Here is a 16,885-nt window from a genome sequence, read left to right as displayed (position 1 = left end):
GATGCATAGTTGATATATTTGTGCATTTTTTTATCTTTGATATGCACTGTGGCAACGCCACAGACCGCTTTCTTCAGCCGGCTTGATTACTTTTTATATGGCTGCGGGCACCTAGTCAAGAGGACAGAGTCCCCGCAGGGCTTGCTCTTGACTAGAGCCAAGGCCATATACAATGTAACAAGCTAGATGAAGAAAAAGGAACTTAGCAATAAACTAAGTTCCTATGCTAAATCCCTATTTTACTGCATATTATGTAACCTGCCCTGGATTGGTATCAGAAGTAGCGCAATTAACACACCATAGAAAAGTGACAATACTGCTACTGCCATGTTTGGGCCAAGGACATCATATGCCTTGCGCCATACAATGGCAAATACTGTAACAAATCCTATAATGCTAGAAATTACCCCGCCAAGTAGTGCAGCCTTTTGTGCGATTTTTATTGCATATTCACATTTAGCCACATTTTCCATAAGCTCACTTTCAGCAAGACTTTTACTTCTAAAAACAAGCTTAAATGCCTTAACAAAACTTCCAATCTGGCCACCAGCTGCAAGTATAATTAACTGAATTGCTAGCACCATAACAAAAGATGGTGCATCAATAAAATATACCACCTCACTGCCACCCACTATCATTATTCCAAATAAACCTATTAACAAGAGCATCAATCCCAGTATCAAACCTAATAGTTCTAGTTTTCTAGCTTTATTGTTATTCTGAACATCTTTCACTAAATCAACCATAATCTCTTCCGCCTTTCCGCTATAAGCTTCAGGGTTCAGGCGTTCACCAGACAATAGTTCATTTATATTAGTATCAAGAGCCTTACATAGTTCAGGCATTATGCTGGTATCTGGCAAGCCTTTGCCTGTTTCCCATCTGGAAACTGCTTTATCACTAACACCTACCAAATCTGCAAGCTGCTTTTGAGTAAGCCCCTTGTCCTTTCTCATCTCAGAAATAAATGAACCTGTCTTCGTTAAATCTAACATGTGACCTCCTGACGTTCTAACTGTTACACCTTAAGGTTATATGAAAAAACGTAAGAATTGTACCTATGTAAGCTAGAATCCATGTAGAATCAGACTCTATGAAAAATAGAATTTAGTTTTTTTCCCAGAACTCTACTGCTCTATCTAGCCAGCCCTCAGCCTTTGTGTGGATGCCAAGGCCGATGCCGTGTGGAACGCCGAAATACTTCTCATAAACGTGCTTTACGCCGTTTGTGGTAAGAGCAGCATCAAATACATCTGCGTGGCGGCTAGCAGGCACTAAAACATCCCAGGAGCCTGAATACATAAATACTGGTGGGTAATCTGCCTCGATGTATTTTTGAACATCTAACATAGTGCGGCCTTTTCTGATGTGACGTAAGCCAAACATGTAAAAGCTGCCTCTGTTGCTAAGCCATATTCCAAGTAGACCAATCCAGATATTCCAATATGGATGGTGTAGCCAATCGTTCACACAAGTCCAAGGATAGCCTAAAATGACAGTTCCTGGTTTTGGAAGCTGGTAGTCCAAATAGCCATACTTATGACTGGAAAAGATTCCAGCAAGATTGCCACCTGCTGAAAAACCAATTAAAGCGTAATTATCAAGGGAAACATTAAACATCTCTGCTTTTTCCTGAATAAGACGAAGGGCATTTCCCAAATCCTCCATTGGAGCAAATGGCTCACAATCTCTTCCCGCCCTATAATCTAACACAAAAGCATTAATTCCCTTTTTATTTAACTCTGCTGCAACTGGATAGCCTTCTTCCTTTAGGCATACGTGAGCATAGCCACCTCCTGGAAGAACCATTGCAAACCTTTTATCCCTTGGCTCATCAGCCGGAAAATACATAAGCCTTACATCTCTTTTATGCTTATCCTCTGCCATTTCCTCCATGGAATATACTGGCATCTGAATAAATCTTCCACCTGCCTGAAGCTCCTTCATGCGAGCTCTGCCACCCTTAACATCGTTTCCTATATGCTCAAAATAATACATTCGTGCCACGGAGTAAACCGTAAATACGAATGTAAGAATAAAATATACCAGTATTATAGTACGAACAGCCTGCGTAAACCCTTCAGCAAATAAATAAAAATGCATTATTACTCCTCCAAAATAAGCCTACCAAGTTACGCTCTCAAGCCTTAGATATTACCCCGCTCAGCTAAAGAAAGCTTCGCTTGAGTAACACTAAGAGCCTGATAGCTACTTGATAGGCTTTATTTTACCACAATTATCTACGCTGTGTTACGTATTATTTATATTTCTATTTACGCTTTATTTACGACCACCCTTGAAGGTAACTTTTATACGCTGCTTTAATCCATATGGAAGCACATACTTAAGCTTATCCTCTGAAGGAGTCATCTTAGAGCACTCTGGATGTTCTCTGTAAAGCTTGATAGCGTCGAATTCGCACTTGGTTGTACATACACCACAACCGATACACTTATTCTCATCAACAACAGAAGCACCACACTTAAGACATCTAGCTGTCTCAACCTTAATCTGCTCCTCTGTAAGCTCTACAGTCTTATCACGGAATGTAAGCTCTCCGTCAACAGTAGTCTTAGATACGCCTGGAATCTGACGTGGGCTGTGATCATAATCGTCAATACGAAGATCATCCTTGTTAAGCTCGATGAAATCACGACGATTACGTCCGATTGTAAGTGAGCTATGTGGCTGAACAAATCTGTGGATTGAGATTGCACCCTCGCGACCTGCTGCAATTGCATCGATAGCGAACTTAGGTCCTGTGTACATATCACCACCAACAAAGATATCTGGCTCGTCTGTCTGGTATGTAAGAGCATCAGCCTTAGGACCACGCTCGATAACAACCTTAGAACCCTTGAAGAGGTCTCCGTATACACTACGCTGTCCTACTGAGAAGATAACGTGCTTACACTCTACTGTTATTGTATCATTCTCATCGTACTGTGGAGAGAAACGACCTGTCTCATCCTTAACACGTGTACACTTCTTGAGAACAATTCCCTTAACAGCTCCTGCCTCATCAACAAGAACCTCCTTAGGACCCCAACCGCAGTTAAGCTCAACGCCTTCAGCCTCTACGATTTCGATTTCCTCTGGAGAAGCTGGCATAATGTCTCTGCTCTCAAGACAGAACATAGAAACCTTTTCATTACCAACACGTCTTGCAGAACGAGCAACGTCGATAGCAACATTACCACCACCGATAACAACAAGGTCACCCTTGATATCGTACTTCTCGTTCTCTGAGCACTCGTGAAGGAAATCAACAGCTGTAGCTGTACCGATTGCGTCATCACCTGGTACGTTTGGACGATTACCACCCTGGCAACCGATAGCAACGTAGAATGCCTTGTAACCCTGGCTACGTAACTCATCAAGAGTGATGTCCTTACCAACCTCAACGCCACACTTAATCTCTACACCAAGCTCCTTGATGATTTCGATTTCAGCGTCGATAACGTTGTTCTCAAGTACGAATGATGGAATACCATAGCGAAGCATACCACCTGGATATTTGCTCTTCTCGAAGATTGTTGGCTTGTAGCCCTTAAGTGCTAAGTAGTAAGCACATGAAAGACCTGCAGGACCTGCACCTATAATAGCAATCTTCTCTTCGAATTCGCCCTTCTGTGAAGGAACAATCTTCTTAGGAACATAACGTGTCTCTGCCTTGAGATCCATCTCTGCTAAGAAACGCTTAACCTCATCGATTGCGATAGCCTCATCAACTGTACCTCTTGTGCAAGCAGCCTCACAACGTCTGTTACATACACGACCGCAGATAGCTGGAAGTGGATTGTCCTGCTTAATAAGAGCAAGAGCTTCCTTGTAGCGTCCCTGAGCTGCCATACGAAGGTAACCCTGGATAGCAATATGAGCTGGGCAAGCTGTCTTACATGGAGCTGTACCTGTCTCATAGCAGTTAATTCTATTGTTGTCTCTGTAATCGTCATCCCACTCGTCTGTAGACCACTTCTTCTCTGTAGGAAGAACGTGCTTTGGATACTGAACCTGTGAACCATCAGCCTTGCAGAGCTTCTGACCAAGCTTAACAGCACCTGCTGGACATGACTCAACACACTTACCACAAGCAACACAGTCCTCAGCTGTAACGTGAGCTACATATGCTGAACGCGACATATTAGGTGTGTTGAAAAGCTGTGATGTACGAAGTGCATAACATACATTTACATTACAGTTACAGATAGCGAAAATCTTGTTCTCGCCATCGATATTAGTAATCTGGTGAACGAAACCGTTCTCCTCAGCCTGCTTGAAGATAGCAAGTGCTTCTTCCTTAGTGATATAAACGCCACCCTTATTTGTCTCAACAACGTAGTCAGCCATATCACCAACAGCGATACACCAGCCTTCAGGATCATCTGCGCAGCCCTCGTCATATGTCTGTCTAGAAAGACGGCATGAGCAAGGTGACTTAGCATACTTTCCTTCGTACTTATCGAGCCAGTAAGAAATCTTCTCAAGGTTGATTGCTTCCTGCTCCATTCCGATAGCTTCCTCAACTGGGATAACGTGCATACCGATACCAGCGCCTCCTGGTGGTACCATGTGTGTAAGTCCCTCAAGTGGAAGACGGCTCATACGCTCGAAGAAGCGTCCCATCTCAGGATGCTCAGCAAGGAAATCCTGATTCATGTTAGAAAACTCAGCAGAACCTGGAACGAACATTGGAAGTACCCACTGCTTCTCGTGAGCTTCGTTCTCGTAGTTCCACTCTAAAAGTCCTGTGTAGCTAGCCTGCTCAAGACGCTCCTCAAGAGTCTTCTCATCAAGACCTGTGATTTCAAGCATCTGCTGGAATGTCTTAGGCTTTCTAATGCCACCCATCTGAAGTGCAAGCTCTGCAATCTCCTTTGTAGGAGCAAGATTTGCAACTGCCCAGTACTCTGGATCGTACTTTGTAATCTTCTGAAGACCAAGCTTAATTTTTGCACGATCTGTAATTACCTTACCAAGCTGAAGAATCTCTGGACGAAGGTCTTCATCTTTTAACTCATTTACCCAATCTGGATAAAAATCTCCTAAACGGTCTGGTCCCATACCCATATTAGTTATTTCCTCCTTTAATCATAACCTTACAAAATTATTTATACTCAACCTCAAAAAGACTATTCATTAACGAAAGAATTCACTTGGCCCCTCAACCAGTCAACCCATTCATCAAAGCCATCGCCAGTTTTTGCCGAAACAAATATGACTTTTGCATTTGGATTTAACTTGTGTATTCTTTCTTCTACAGCCTCTTTTGAGAACTCAGTGAACACCGGAAGGGTGTCACATTTGTTGATAAGCACCACATCACATACTGAAAACATCAGCGGGTACTTAAGTGGTTTGTCGTCTCCCTCTGGAACTGAGAGAATCATTGCATTCTTCAATGAACCGGTATCGAATTCTGCAGGACAAACCAAATTTCCAACGTTTTCCAGGAAGACAAGGTCTAGCTCCTCTGTGCCGAACTCTCTAAGTCCCTGACGAGTCATATCAGCATCGAGATGGCACATGCCTCCTGTATGTATCTGAATTGCACGAGCGCCAGCTTTTTGAATAGTGGCAGCATCCACATCAGAATCAATATCAGCCTCCATTACACCAATTTGCATCTCGTCCTTGAGACGTGAAATCGTCTGGCATAATGTGGTGGTCTTGCCTGAGCCAGGAGCAGACATAAGATTAACTAAAAATGTCTTCTGAGCCTTTAGCTCGCCCCTAAGCTTCTCAGCATCAGCATCATTATCTTCAAAGATGCTTTGCTTAACTTCTATTACTTTGTAGTCTTCCATTTATTCCTCCACGCAATCAATTTGGTGTGTAATAAACCACTTTTAAGTAAACTATAGCGAGTAATTAGAGTTTCCTCTGACTATAAATATAACCTAATTGATAAAAAATTGTCAATTAGGTTTGTATCTTTTATCCCGTATAAATTCTAGTACAAAGCGCCATAAATACACACGTGTGTATTATCTTTTGGAATGCATCTATTCAATATAGGAATAGTATACAATATGTGTATGAAAAAACTGTGTAATATGTCAAATCGGTTCTGCGATGATAACAAGTCGATGTGTCGCAACATAAATTGGAGTACATGTATAAAGAGTTAATCTCGTCTCTTCAGTAGGACTCAAAATCGATTTCTCCGTAGGCTCCACTATCTTAATTTCCTTAACAACATATGTATAGCTGCCACTTCTCGTATCTACGTATATATAGTCGCCAACAGCCACTTCATCAAGTCTGTTAAAGAATTTGCCAAAGGTATAGTTCCTATGTCCTGCTATGACACAATTTCCCTGCTCACCTATATATGCAGTGCCTGGCTCGTGACCAAGAGAGTCAGCAAGAACACCCTTGCTGACTCCTTCACGAACTGGATTTTCAGAATCAATCGCCGGAATTCTAAGGTTGTATAAAACATCACCCTCAAATGCCGGATTTTCCAATGTAGGTTCCGAAATGGATACCTCATTAGACACACTCTCTTTAAACTCTGAAATCAATTTATCCTGAGCCAGATGCTGCCTCACATTAAACAATAATGACATAAGAATAAGGCCACATCCGATAGAAATAAATATAATTCCAGTGATTAGTTTTACAAAGGATTTATTCATCATCATCTGACTTTTTTCTTCCACCAAAAACAATCACAAGTCCGACAATCAAACAAATTATTCCTGCGCCATAGCTCCTAAGTGTACCTATGAAACCACCTGTCTTCGCAAGCACAGGACTACCAGCAAGCGGTACATTATCATCTGCTATAGTAGTGCCATCAAGGTTGCTTGAACCAATAGAAATCACTGTTTCGCCATAACCAACTACATCTGGGCTATAACCTGAGTTCGAACCTGAACCTGATGAAGGGTTAGATGAAGATGATGAACTAGATGATGGTTCTGATGTTGGTGAAGGTGTAGGAGTAACTGTTGGCTCTGGAGTAGGTGTTGGCTCTGGAGTAGGTGTTGGCACCTCCTCGCCTGGCTTATTAGGTTTTGTAGGATCCTCTGCCCATCCACCGTAAAAATTCCTAAATGATAATTCTGTCTTGGCAGTCTCAATTTCCTCACTGCCATATCCTAAAAGCTGCACCTCGTTTGAATAATCACCATCAGCAATTATCTCTGTAGGAGTTGCTGAGTATGTGAGAACATAAGCACTCTTATTATCCTGTTTCTCTGGTAACTTAATGGTAAGAACTTCATTATCACCATCCTTGGAAATAACTACAGAATAGCCCTCCTCAAGTATTCCAGTGGAAACAACACGCTTAGTATCATCAAGCTGCCCAATATAAAGCCTTACTGACTCTGGATCAAAGCTTAGATTTTTGCCTAAAGTATCCTTTATCTCCATCTTTTCTGGAAGAGTCTGCTTGCCACCATTGATTTCTACTGTATAATCAATTCTCTTTGTGGCTTTATCAACCTTTCCATTCTTTACAAGAATTGAGCTAGACCACTTGCATCTTGCATATGCAGTAAATGCTAAATTATCGTGCCGGTCACAGTTAAGAATAACTTTGTTCTGATAAAGCTTGTTATTATCCTGCTCCCAAACAGGAATTTCTTCCTCAGTAAACTCAGTGATTACATAAAAATTAGCTCTATTACCATTTAATAAATCGCCAAAATCAAGACGATATTCGTTGTCTGAAAGCTTTACTGGCTGGACATCAGCTACAACAGTTTTCCACTTTTTATCATAGATTTGGAGACCATTAATGGAAACTAGCTTCTGACCGTCACAGATTCTCTCAGTTATAGATGCATTTGTAATTTCTTTCCAGTTTTTATTAACATCTACTTTCCATCTAATCTGATGCTTTGTAGGATCAACTGAAAAAACGTACTTCTCTATAACAGCATTTGTTTTAATATCCTTACCTGTACCCTGCTTCTTTACACCAATCCCCTGAACAAACTGAGGCTCATCACCATCAGCCTTAACATAATTGTATTCTGCCCATGCAGTGTTTACAGGTGCATTATGATTATTTAAAACATAGTTCTCAAAATCATTTATCTTTGTGTCATATGAAACCGAATATTTCTTATCCGCAGGAACAATGCCAAAATCAAACTTCCAGCTGTACTGCTGATTTCCTGTAGATTTGCCTGTCTTTCCCTTCTCGTAGATAAGCTTATAATCTACACCTTCTGTAAGTGTATTTCCATTCTCATCCTTAACCACAACAGTGTCAGTAAGAAGATCATAATCTGTTCTCTTGTCTGTGCTAAAGAAATCGTAAAGAACAACGTCTGTCAGCTCTGAACCATTGTTAGTAAGATTAATCTCCCAGCTTGCAACACCATCTTCGTTAAATACGCCGCCATCCTTTGTGAGAGTAGTCACATCCACTGGGTCTGTTGGTGTAGGATCTTCTGGATCATTATCATCAATATTCACTGTAACTGTAGTAGGATTAATACCTGGAAGCTGGAAAGTATACTGTCTTTCCTCGCCTACAACTGTAGTGTCTAATCCGATATTTATACCAAATACAACGTCATTAACATTTTTATTTTCTGAATAAGTAATGGTAAGTTTGACAGCTCCATCTTCAGAAACGCTAACTGTACCAAAGGTTGAACCATCATCCAACTTAACATCAAAATCTTCAATTCCAGATAAATCAAAACCTGTACTCATTATTTCAGGAAGATCTATAACATCTCCCTCAGATAAGTACACATGACCATCTTCTTTATCTTCTTCTGAATAATTCATATAGAGTGGCGATGCCAGCCTGTACTCTACCTGAAATTCTTCCTCTAATGATATTGTGTCACCATTTGATACAGGCTTTCCATCTGCCAAGAAAGTAACACTTTTAACCACATTTTCCTGTGCCCCATTCTCAAGTTCTTCTGCATGAGAAATAAAAATAGGGCTGATTGCTGTAAACAAAACAATCAACCCTAAAAAAAGGCCAAAAACACATTTTTTCATAATACTAAACCCTTTCCTTTTATGCTCCCCAGCATGTCGATTGCATTTTCTCTAAGAAAAAGTTAGTACAGATTAGTGTTAAAGTCAATAACTATCACAGAATTTATGTATAATTTGTGATTTTTGCGATAATTTGAGTATTATGCCACAGTTGTGTATTATACCTCAACCTTAAATTCAGCCTCTCCTGGAAGTGGATACTTGTCAGTAAGCTCTTTAATAATAGCACGAGCCTTCTCAACACCAGCTTCCTGCTCCTTGATTACAACAGCGATAGCCTCTGCTACCTTGTCGAAATCATCCTCCTTAAGACCACGTGTTGTAGCTGCTGGAGTACCAAGACGAATACCAGATGTAACGAATGGTGACTTTGGATCATTTGGAATAGTATTCTTGTTTGCTGTAATGTGAGCATCATCAAGAAGCTTCTCTACAACTTTTCCTGTAAGCTCAAATGGAGTAAGATCGATAAGCATAAGGTGATTATCTGTTCCATCAGAAACAATCTTAATTCCTCTATCCTGTAAGCCTTTGCAAAGTGCCTGGGCATTCTTTACAATCTGCTGACCATATTCCTTGAATGATGGGTCTAAAGCTTCCTTGAAGCATACAGCCTTACCTGCAAGTACATGCATAAGTGGTCCACCCTGAATTCCTGGGAATACAGCCTTATTAAAGTTGTACTTCTCGTTAGCCTCAGCTGTAGCCATAATCATACCACCTCTAGGGCCACGAAGAGTCTTGTGTGTAGTTGTAGTAACGATATCTGCATAAGGGATTGGGCTCTCATGAACGCCTGCTGCAACAAGTCCTGCAATGTGAGCCATATCTACGAAAAGGACAGCGCCAACCTTATCACAAATCTCTCTGAAACGCTTGAAGTCAATCTTGCGACAGTATGCTGAAGCACCTGCAATAATCATCTTAGGCTTGCACTCTACTGCAATTCTCTCAACATCATCATAATCGATAACACCTTCATCATTTACGCCGTAAGGTACAATATTGAAATATGTTCCTGAGAAGTTAGCTGGTGAACCATGAGTAAGATGTCCGCCATGATCAAGATTCATACCCATAACTGTATCACCTGGCTTAAGAACGGCAAACTGAACTGCCATATTAGCCTGGGCACCTGAGTGTGGCTGAACATTAACATAGTCACAACCAAAAAGCTCTTTAGCTCTTTCTCTTGCAAGCTCTTCTACAACGTCGACTTCCTGGCATCCACCATAATAACGCTTTCCAGGGTAACCTTCTGCGTATTTGTTTGTGAGAACTGAGCCCATAGCTGACATTACAGCTGGAGATACCCAGTTTTCTGAAGCAATAAGCTCGATGTGCTCTGACTGGCGATTGAATTCCTTAACAATTGCCTCTGCGATTTCTGGATCTGTGTTTTTGATGTCCTTTAATGTGTACATTACTTTCCCTTTCTATTACTTCTAAAATAGTTCTATGTGAACCGGCAAGCCGGCAATCACCTAAATATACTTTTTGCCAAATTCCTCCTTTGAAAGTGGCTTGTCGAAGAAGAATCCCTGAACAAGATTAATTGGATAATCACCAATCATTGTAACCTGCTTATCCTCTTCCACTCCCTCTACGCAAACATCAACATCAACTGAGTTTGCAAGCTCAGAAACAGTCTTAACAAATGATTGGGCAAAGGTGTCACCCTGCATATCTTTTGCGTAGGCTCTGTCTATCTTAATTGTGTCAATTGGCAAAGCTTTAATATCATTTAATGCTGAATTTGCAGCTCCGAAATTATCAAGTGCAACTCTACATCCGAGAGCTCGTGCAGCATCAAGTGCCTTTACAGCCTTTGGAAGTACACCTGGTCCAAAATCATCAGCAATCTCAAGTGTTAAATTCTTAGGATTGATTGCAGTCTGCTTAAGTACTGCGTCTAATCTATCCACGAAATCCTTCTGAACCAGCTGAACTGGAGAAATATTGACATTAATCTTGTATTCAGGATGTCCAAAATCATTCCAGTGCTTGCAGGATTTAGCTGCCTCCAAAAGCACATAATGACCTATGTCTCCTATAAGATTCTGTTCCTCTGCCTCTTTTATAAATCCAGAAGGCATTACCAGTCCACGTTCTGGCGATTCCCAGCGAACCAATGCCTCTGCTCCACAGCAGCTTGGCACACCTCCGACAAATTCCATGATTGGTTGATAGTAAACAACGAACTCTCTACAACCGTGCTTTACAGCCTTCTTAAGGTCGTCCTCAAGCTCCTGTTTCTCCACAACAATAACATCTGCCTCTTCGTCATAGAATTGGAAGCTGTTACGACTCTTATCTTTTGTGCTATGGAGAGCAATTGTAAGGCGTGTCAAAATAGCTGAAGCATCAGTAATATTTCCTGGTGCCTTTAATCCGCCCATACTAATAGTGCAATAATGTTCCTTATCATCTAAAACCCAAGGATTATCAAAGAGATTCATAATTCTCTTTGTAATAATATCAAGGTTCTTAATATTCTCATGGTCTACAAGAACTGCAAACTCATCGCCACCGATACGGTAGCATTTTCCCTTAACATAAGATATTTCATCAATGCTATGAGCGATAAACTCAAGCAAATCATCACCTATGCGATAGCCGAGGCCCTGATTCATATTAGTGAAGTTATCAATATCAAACATCAACACGGCAAACTCTTTATTAAGCTTTGTGGTAATGTGATATTCCATTGCGATATCCTTCTCACAAGCCTGTCGGTTAAATAAACCTGTAAGGGTATCTGTCTGAGCTTGTTTTTCCGCCTTCTTCTGATAGTTGCGGATATCGGTAGTATCGTAGAAGGTAATAAGTCTAACTTCTCTTGAATCCACCCATCTGATATCAGCCACACTGATATCAAACCATTTGCCTGAGCCGTTTGCTGAATAGCCATTAAGCTCTGAAAGGCTGTAGTTCTCATTGAATATCAGTTCTTCAACAGCAACTGAATCGATAGAATTATCGAACATGTCGCCAAAGGTATCATTTTTATATAGTATCTGCTTTTGTTCTGAATCAACAACCACTACTCCATAGCCTGCATTCTGAAGAATTGACTCCAATGCAGAGTATGAACCGGCAAGTGAATTAGCAGTAATCTTCTTAATTAAAATAGAATGAAGAATGTTTTTAATGTCGTTGGAGAAGCGAATCTCGTCAACGGTCCACTGTCTATCCTGCTTGATTGAAAGGAAGCAAAGGTACATAGCCGCCTCTTCATCCACATTGATAGGAAGGAGAATCGCACTTTTGATGGCGTACTTTCCAAAGAAATCCACAAATGCATCTGGAAGAGCTGCATCACTAGAAATGGTATATGGTTTACCATTCATAAATGGCAATTCTTTCACAGGAACACCATGGAATATAGGAGAAAGCTTGTCTTCACCCATGCTCCATTCCAAAATCATATCTGCTGTAACACCGTCCACTGACATCTGAACCAGCGCGGTATTGGTACACTCTATATATTTTCCTGCGAATGAAAGAATCTCATTTGCAACATTTGTAAATGAATCTTCAGACTCCATAAGTCGCAAAATCTCTGTCATCATTTCATTCTTAATAAGCTTATTCTCTACTTCCTTTTCCTCACTCTGAGTCTGAGAAAGCTTTTTCTTAAGCTGCTCATTACGTAGAATCGTCGCAACGTAATGTTTTGACAAAGTTTCAAGCAAAGAAATAGCCTTATCAAGCTGAGCAGGTGTTGTGGTTCGAAGTGTGGCTGGAAGCTGTATGCCTGCAGGCACCTTTTCCTTATCAACGGCAAAACATAGCCACTTACCAACTACCTCATCCTTTTCTCCTCTAAAGGCCACTCCTCTGTATAAAAAATAATCCTCTGTGCCAGCGCGATCCACGATATTTTCTGGTGCACCATCCACAAAGGATTCTATCAGCTCTTTTCGAAGACTCTCTGGAAAATTAGCATCAACAAAATCCTCCTCAGGCTTGGAACCTGAGAAGGATGTAAGCTGACCATGCTTTCTGCCAATGCATATCATATACATATCATTGGCTTTACAGAATGAGTCCTGTAGAGACTGTAAGTCATCATTATTTACTTCTAATTCATTGATTAATCTACTAGTTGAGTCCATCCGTAATTATCCGGTAATCTACCCCACTGAATGCCTGTTAAGGTATCGTAAAGCTTCTGTGTAAGCTCACCGGTTTTACCTCCATTTATTACAACAACGTCGTCATTATAACGGAGCTCTCCTACTGGAGAAATGACTGCTGCTGTTCCTGTACCGAAGACCTCCTCAAGCTTGCCATCGTGGCCTGCCTTCATAAGATCATCAATTGCGAGGCGTTCTTCTCTAACCTTGTATCCCCAATCCTTAAGAAGATGAATCATAGAATCTCTGGTTACACCTGGAAGTACTGTACCTACTGTAGGTGCTGTCCAGATTTCACCATCAATCTTGAACATGATGTTCATAGTTCCAACTTCTTCTACGTACTTTCTCTCGTTACCATCAAGCCAAAGTACCTGAGAATATCCAAGCTTCTCTGCCTTAACCTGACCTGCGATAGAACCAGCATAGTTTCCACCACATTTTGTAAAGCCAGTACCGCCTGCAACTGCTCGAACAAGTTCATTTTCTACTAAAATCTTAACTGGGTCAAGACCTGTAGCATAATATGCGCCTACTGGACAGCAAAGAATCATAAACTTGTATGACTTAGCCATGTGTACACCAAGAGCTGCCTCTGTAGCGAACATGAATGGGCGGATATAAAGAGATGTATCCTTCTCCTTTGGAACCCAAGCTTCTTCTGTTTTAACAAGTGCCTTTACAGCTGCAACAAAATCCTCAACAGGGAATGCTGGCATGCAAAGTCTCTCGTTAGAATTAATCATTCTCTTAGCATTCATCTCAGGTCTGAAAAGCTGAATCTTTCCATCCTCTCTGCGATATGCCTTTAATCCTTCAAATGTCTCCTGTGCATAATGAAGAGTCATGCAGGCTGGGTCCATCTCAATTGGTCCCTCAGGGACGATTCTTGCATCATGCCAACCTATCTCTCTATCCCAGTCACAGATAAACATGTAATCTGTCATGTACTTTCCGAAACCGAGGTTGCTCCAATCTGGCTTATCCTTCAATTTTTCACGTTTTTCAAATCTGATTTCCATCTTTAAGCCTCCATAACATTTACTCACAATTTAAACTTGAAATTTATTATCGTACTTTTTTTTCGATACGTCAACACTTTAGTGTGCTAAATTATCCCTTTCTTTTTACATTTTTTTCATAGTTTCTTTGCAAATACAACTGACCTTTAATGCTATAATCCAAATAGGGTTAGATAGTGGGGCAAAACTATGAATATTTACACACAGGTATGTGGGCTGGTCATTATTGCTATGCTCCTATTTTTTTACATAAAACAGCCAACAATGGGGCTAAGCTCAGAGCGAAAATTCAAATTTACTCTGTTTATTATCTTAGGATGCGTTCTTCTGGATATAGCATCCTGCTATTTTATTGTTAAATCGCGAAGATATGAAGAATACGTAGTAATAGCAATTTGCAAACTATATTTGATTTCACTTCACTGTGTCGCATTCTCTGCTTTGGGATACGCAATCTCAGATATCTTTGAACATTTGGGGTCTGCAAACGAAAAATTCTTAGGTGTATGCTATCAGATTTTCTGTATCATCGGTGTTATCATCACAGTATATCTACCTCTGCACTATTACTATGATGGTCAAACCCTATATACATACGGACCTGCAGCCATTGCCACATATTTTTTTGTTTCTGTGTATATTCTTTCTATTATCATAGCTGCAACTACACTTAAGAATCATCTTAAAGAAAAAAAGATATATGCACTGTATTTATGGATGGCTGTTTGGGCAATTTCAGCTATCATACAGTTTTTGAATCCTAAGCTGCTTATTGTAAGCTTTGCATCTTGTATTGGTGCTCTGATTATGTATTTTGAATTAGAAAATCCTCAGAGTTCTCTATCAAGACGTACCGGTCATTTTAGTTCAGCTGTAATCCATGAGTATTTGGAATATCTATATCAGACTAAACAGAATTTTTCCGCCATGCGAATTTCTTTCCAAACAGCGGGAGAATCCTCTGATGAAAACAAGTTGCTGAGACAAACTATAGAAATGCTCTCAGATTTCTTATTCTCTATAGATACAGCTAAAATTTTTGATACTGCAGAAGGCTACTTCCTTTTGATATTTGAAAATACTGATTTTTTGGAGAGCACTAAATATCAGATTTCCACATATTTCCAGGCTGTCGAAAACAGTTCTGATGTGGGAAATGCTGTTACTCTTCTGAGACCTTTTTATACAATCATTCCAGACTGCACCATTTCTGAGGATGCAGATGAACTGATGATGTTATTAGCCAACTATATTCCTACAAATAAGGGTAATTCTTCCACCAATGAGGTTGTTGTCACAGCTGAGACAATGAAAAATATCCGCAGACAAAAGGATATAGAAAAGCTGGTTATTGAGGCTATGGAAAATGACCGAGTAGAAGTTCACTACCAGCCTATTTTCAATATAGCAACCAACACGTTCTCATCAGCTGAAGCCTTAGTTCGTATTAAGCTTATTGATGGAACCTATCTACAGCCAAACGAATTCATTCCTGTGGCTGAGTCGAGTGGTCGAATCATTCCTCTTTCAGATGCTATTTACAGGAGTGCGCTTTCATTTATAAAGTCCTACCATGTAGAGCGACTTGGAATTCAGCATATAGAGCTTAACCTTTCAGTAAAACAGGGTGAAAGCCCTACTTTTACTACAAAGATTTTACAGCTATTGGAAGATTATCAGATTAACCCGGAAATTATTAATTTAGAAATCACAGAAACCAGTTCTCTTAGAAGTAAAGAACGCTTGCACGAAAATATGAAAAAACTGGAAGAGCACGGGCTTTGTTTCTCATTAGATGATTTTGGATCGGGAAGTTCAAATCTTAATTACATTATTGATATGCCAGTATCAATAGTTAAGCTGGATAAGCTTCTATCCGATGAATACTTTAAAAATAGTGAGAAGGCCAAGGCCATCGTCAATGCCGTTATAGAAATGGCTCATTCCATTGGTATTAAGATTGTTGCCGAAGGTATTGAGACTCAGGAAGAATTTGACACGATGAAAGCACTTGGCGTTGACTACATTCAAGGGTTCTTCTTTTCAAAGCCTTTACCAGAACATGAATTTTTGAAATTTATTCAGAATAATAATCTTAAATATATGTATCAATAAGAAAGCGAGGACTTATTATGCACACATTTCAACCTTATCCAATTGATATGCTCGAATGGAACCCAATTCAAAAAGTGGCAGATGAAGGCATTGCCATCGTCGCTGAAGCCAATGGAAAAATCAATGCTATGTCATCCCACAATGGTGGTGTTGGTCATATTTGGGGTAAAAATGTAGTATTTGCCTTCCTTCGAAATACAAGATACACGAAAGAGCTTTTGGATGACAGTGAATATTTCAGTGCCTGCTTCTTTGATATGAACGAAAAAAACAATGAGAGACTTATGAAAGTACTTGATCAGCTAAGCGGACGTAACGAGGATAAGCTGGCTGCCTGTCGCGTTGGAATTGAGCATGCCATGAATTGCCCATACATTGATGACGCAAACTTTATTATCCTCTGCAGAAAAATTGCTGCAGTGCCAATGACTGAGAATACAATCTTAGACCCTAAGATTTTGGATACAGAATATACTGAAAAGCATTTGGATGATTTCCACACAATGTATATTGGAGAGATATTAGATATTAGAGCTCGATAATATAAAAGCCTCCTGTTACACTCTCAAGCCTGAGATATTGCTCTGCTCAACTAACATGTTTCGCTGAGCAACACTCAGAGCTTGATAG

At 40.3% G+C, this 16,885-nt stretch carries 11 protein-coding genes; 2 read left to right on the top strand and 9 right to left on the bottom strand.

Going from position 1 to position 16,885, the window contains the following annotated elements:
• Window positions 1–239 precede the first annotated feature (239 nt).
• The 9 genes from BUA88_RS00310 to BUA88_RS00270 all read right to left on the bottom strand — a co-directional run bounded on the left by BUA88_RS00310 (window position 240) and on the right by BUA88_RS00270 (window position 14,140).
• Window positions 240–995, bottom strand: a complete 756-nt coding sequence (locus BUA88_RS00310) for a helix-turn-helix domain-containing protein (RefSeq protein WP_072910868.1) — start codon at window positions 993–995, stop codon at window positions 240–242.
• A 112-nt stretch (window positions 996–1,107) separates the two neighbouring features.
• On the bottom strand, window positions 1,108–2,103 hold the full coding sequence (locus BUA88_RS00305; protein WP_072910867.1) for an alpha/beta hydrolase: 996 nt from the start codon (window positions 2,101–2,103) through the stop codon (window positions 1,108–1,110).
• Window positions 2,104–2,280: 177 nt separating this feature from the next.
• Window positions 2,281–5,064, bottom strand: a complete 2,784-nt coding sequence (locus tag BUA88_RS00300) for an FAD-dependent oxidoreductase (protein WP_072911722.1) — start codon at window positions 5,062–5,064, stop codon at window positions 2,281–2,283.
• A gap of 68 nt (window positions 5,065–5,132) precedes the next feature.
• Window positions 5,133–5,807: a hydrogenase nickel incorporation protein HypB gene (gene hypB, locus BUA88_RS00295; protein ID WP_072910866.1), complete on the bottom strand. Its 675-nt coding sequence runs from the start codon at window positions 5,805–5,807 to the stop codon at window positions 5,133–5,135.
• 252 nt (window positions 5,808–6,059) lie between these two features.
• Window positions 6,060–6,647: a sortase gene (locus tag BUA88_RS00290; protein ID WP_072910865.1), complete on the bottom strand. Its 588-nt coding sequence runs from the start codon at window positions 6,645–6,647 to the stop codon at window positions 6,060–6,062.
• Window positions 6,634–8,979: a collagen binding domain-containing protein gene (locus BUA88_RS00285; protein WP_072910864.1), complete on the bottom strand. Its 2,346-nt coding sequence runs from the start codon at window positions 8,977–8,979 to the stop codon at window positions 6,634–6,636. Before BUA88_RS00285 ends, BUA88_RS00290 begins: the two co-directional genes overlap by 14 nt.
• A 158-nt stretch (window positions 8,980–9,137) precedes the next feature.
• Window positions 9,138–10,403: a serine hydroxymethyltransferase gene (gene glyA, locus BUA88_RS00280; protein ID WP_072910861.1), complete on the bottom strand. Its 1,266-nt coding sequence runs from the start codon at window positions 10,401–10,403 to the stop codon at window positions 9,138–9,140.
• Between the two features lie 60 nt (window positions 10,404–10,463).
• Window positions 10,464–13,097, bottom strand: coding sequence for a bifunctional diguanylate cyclase/phosphodiesterase (locus BUA88_RS00275; RefSeq protein WP_083572329.1), 2,634 nt, complete (start codon window positions 13,095–13,097; stop codon window positions 10,464–10,466).
• Window positions 13,076–14,140 (bottom strand): branched-chain amino acid aminotransferase, encoded by a 1,065-nt coding sequence (locus tag BUA88_RS00270; protein WP_072910857.1) that lies wholly within the window; start codon window positions 14,138–14,140, stop codon window positions 13,076–13,078. Before BUA88_RS00270 ends, BUA88_RS00275 begins: the two co-directional genes overlap by 22 nt.
• Before the next feature lie 189 nt (window positions 14,141–14,329).
• Here BUA88_RS00270 and BUA88_RS00265 point away from each other — a divergent pair, with 189 nt between their 5' ends.
• Complete coding sequence (locus BUA88_RS00265) at window positions 14,330–16,255, top strand: EAL domain-containing protein (protein ID WP_072910854.1); 1,926 nt, start codon at window positions 14,330–14,332, stop codon at window positions 16,253–16,255.
• A 17-nt stretch (window positions 16,256–16,272) separates the two neighbouring features.
• On the top strand, window positions 16,273–16,797 hold the full coding sequence (locus tag BUA88_RS00260) for a flavin reductase (protein ID WP_072910852.1): 525 nt from the start codon (window positions 16,273–16,275) through the stop codon (window positions 16,795–16,797).
• Window positions 16,798–16,885: the final 88 nt, after the last annotated feature.

It is taken from the genome of Pseudobutyrivibrio xylanivorans DSM 14809, from assembly GCF_900141825.1.
In the GTDB taxonomy this organism is placed as follows: Bacteria; Bacillota; Clostridia; order Lachnospirales; family Lachnospiraceae; genus Pseudobutyrivibrio; species Pseudobutyrivibrio xylanivorans.
The sequence above is the reverse complement of the archived record's forward strand: the minus strand, read 5'-3'. Positions and strand labels throughout refer to the sequence as shown.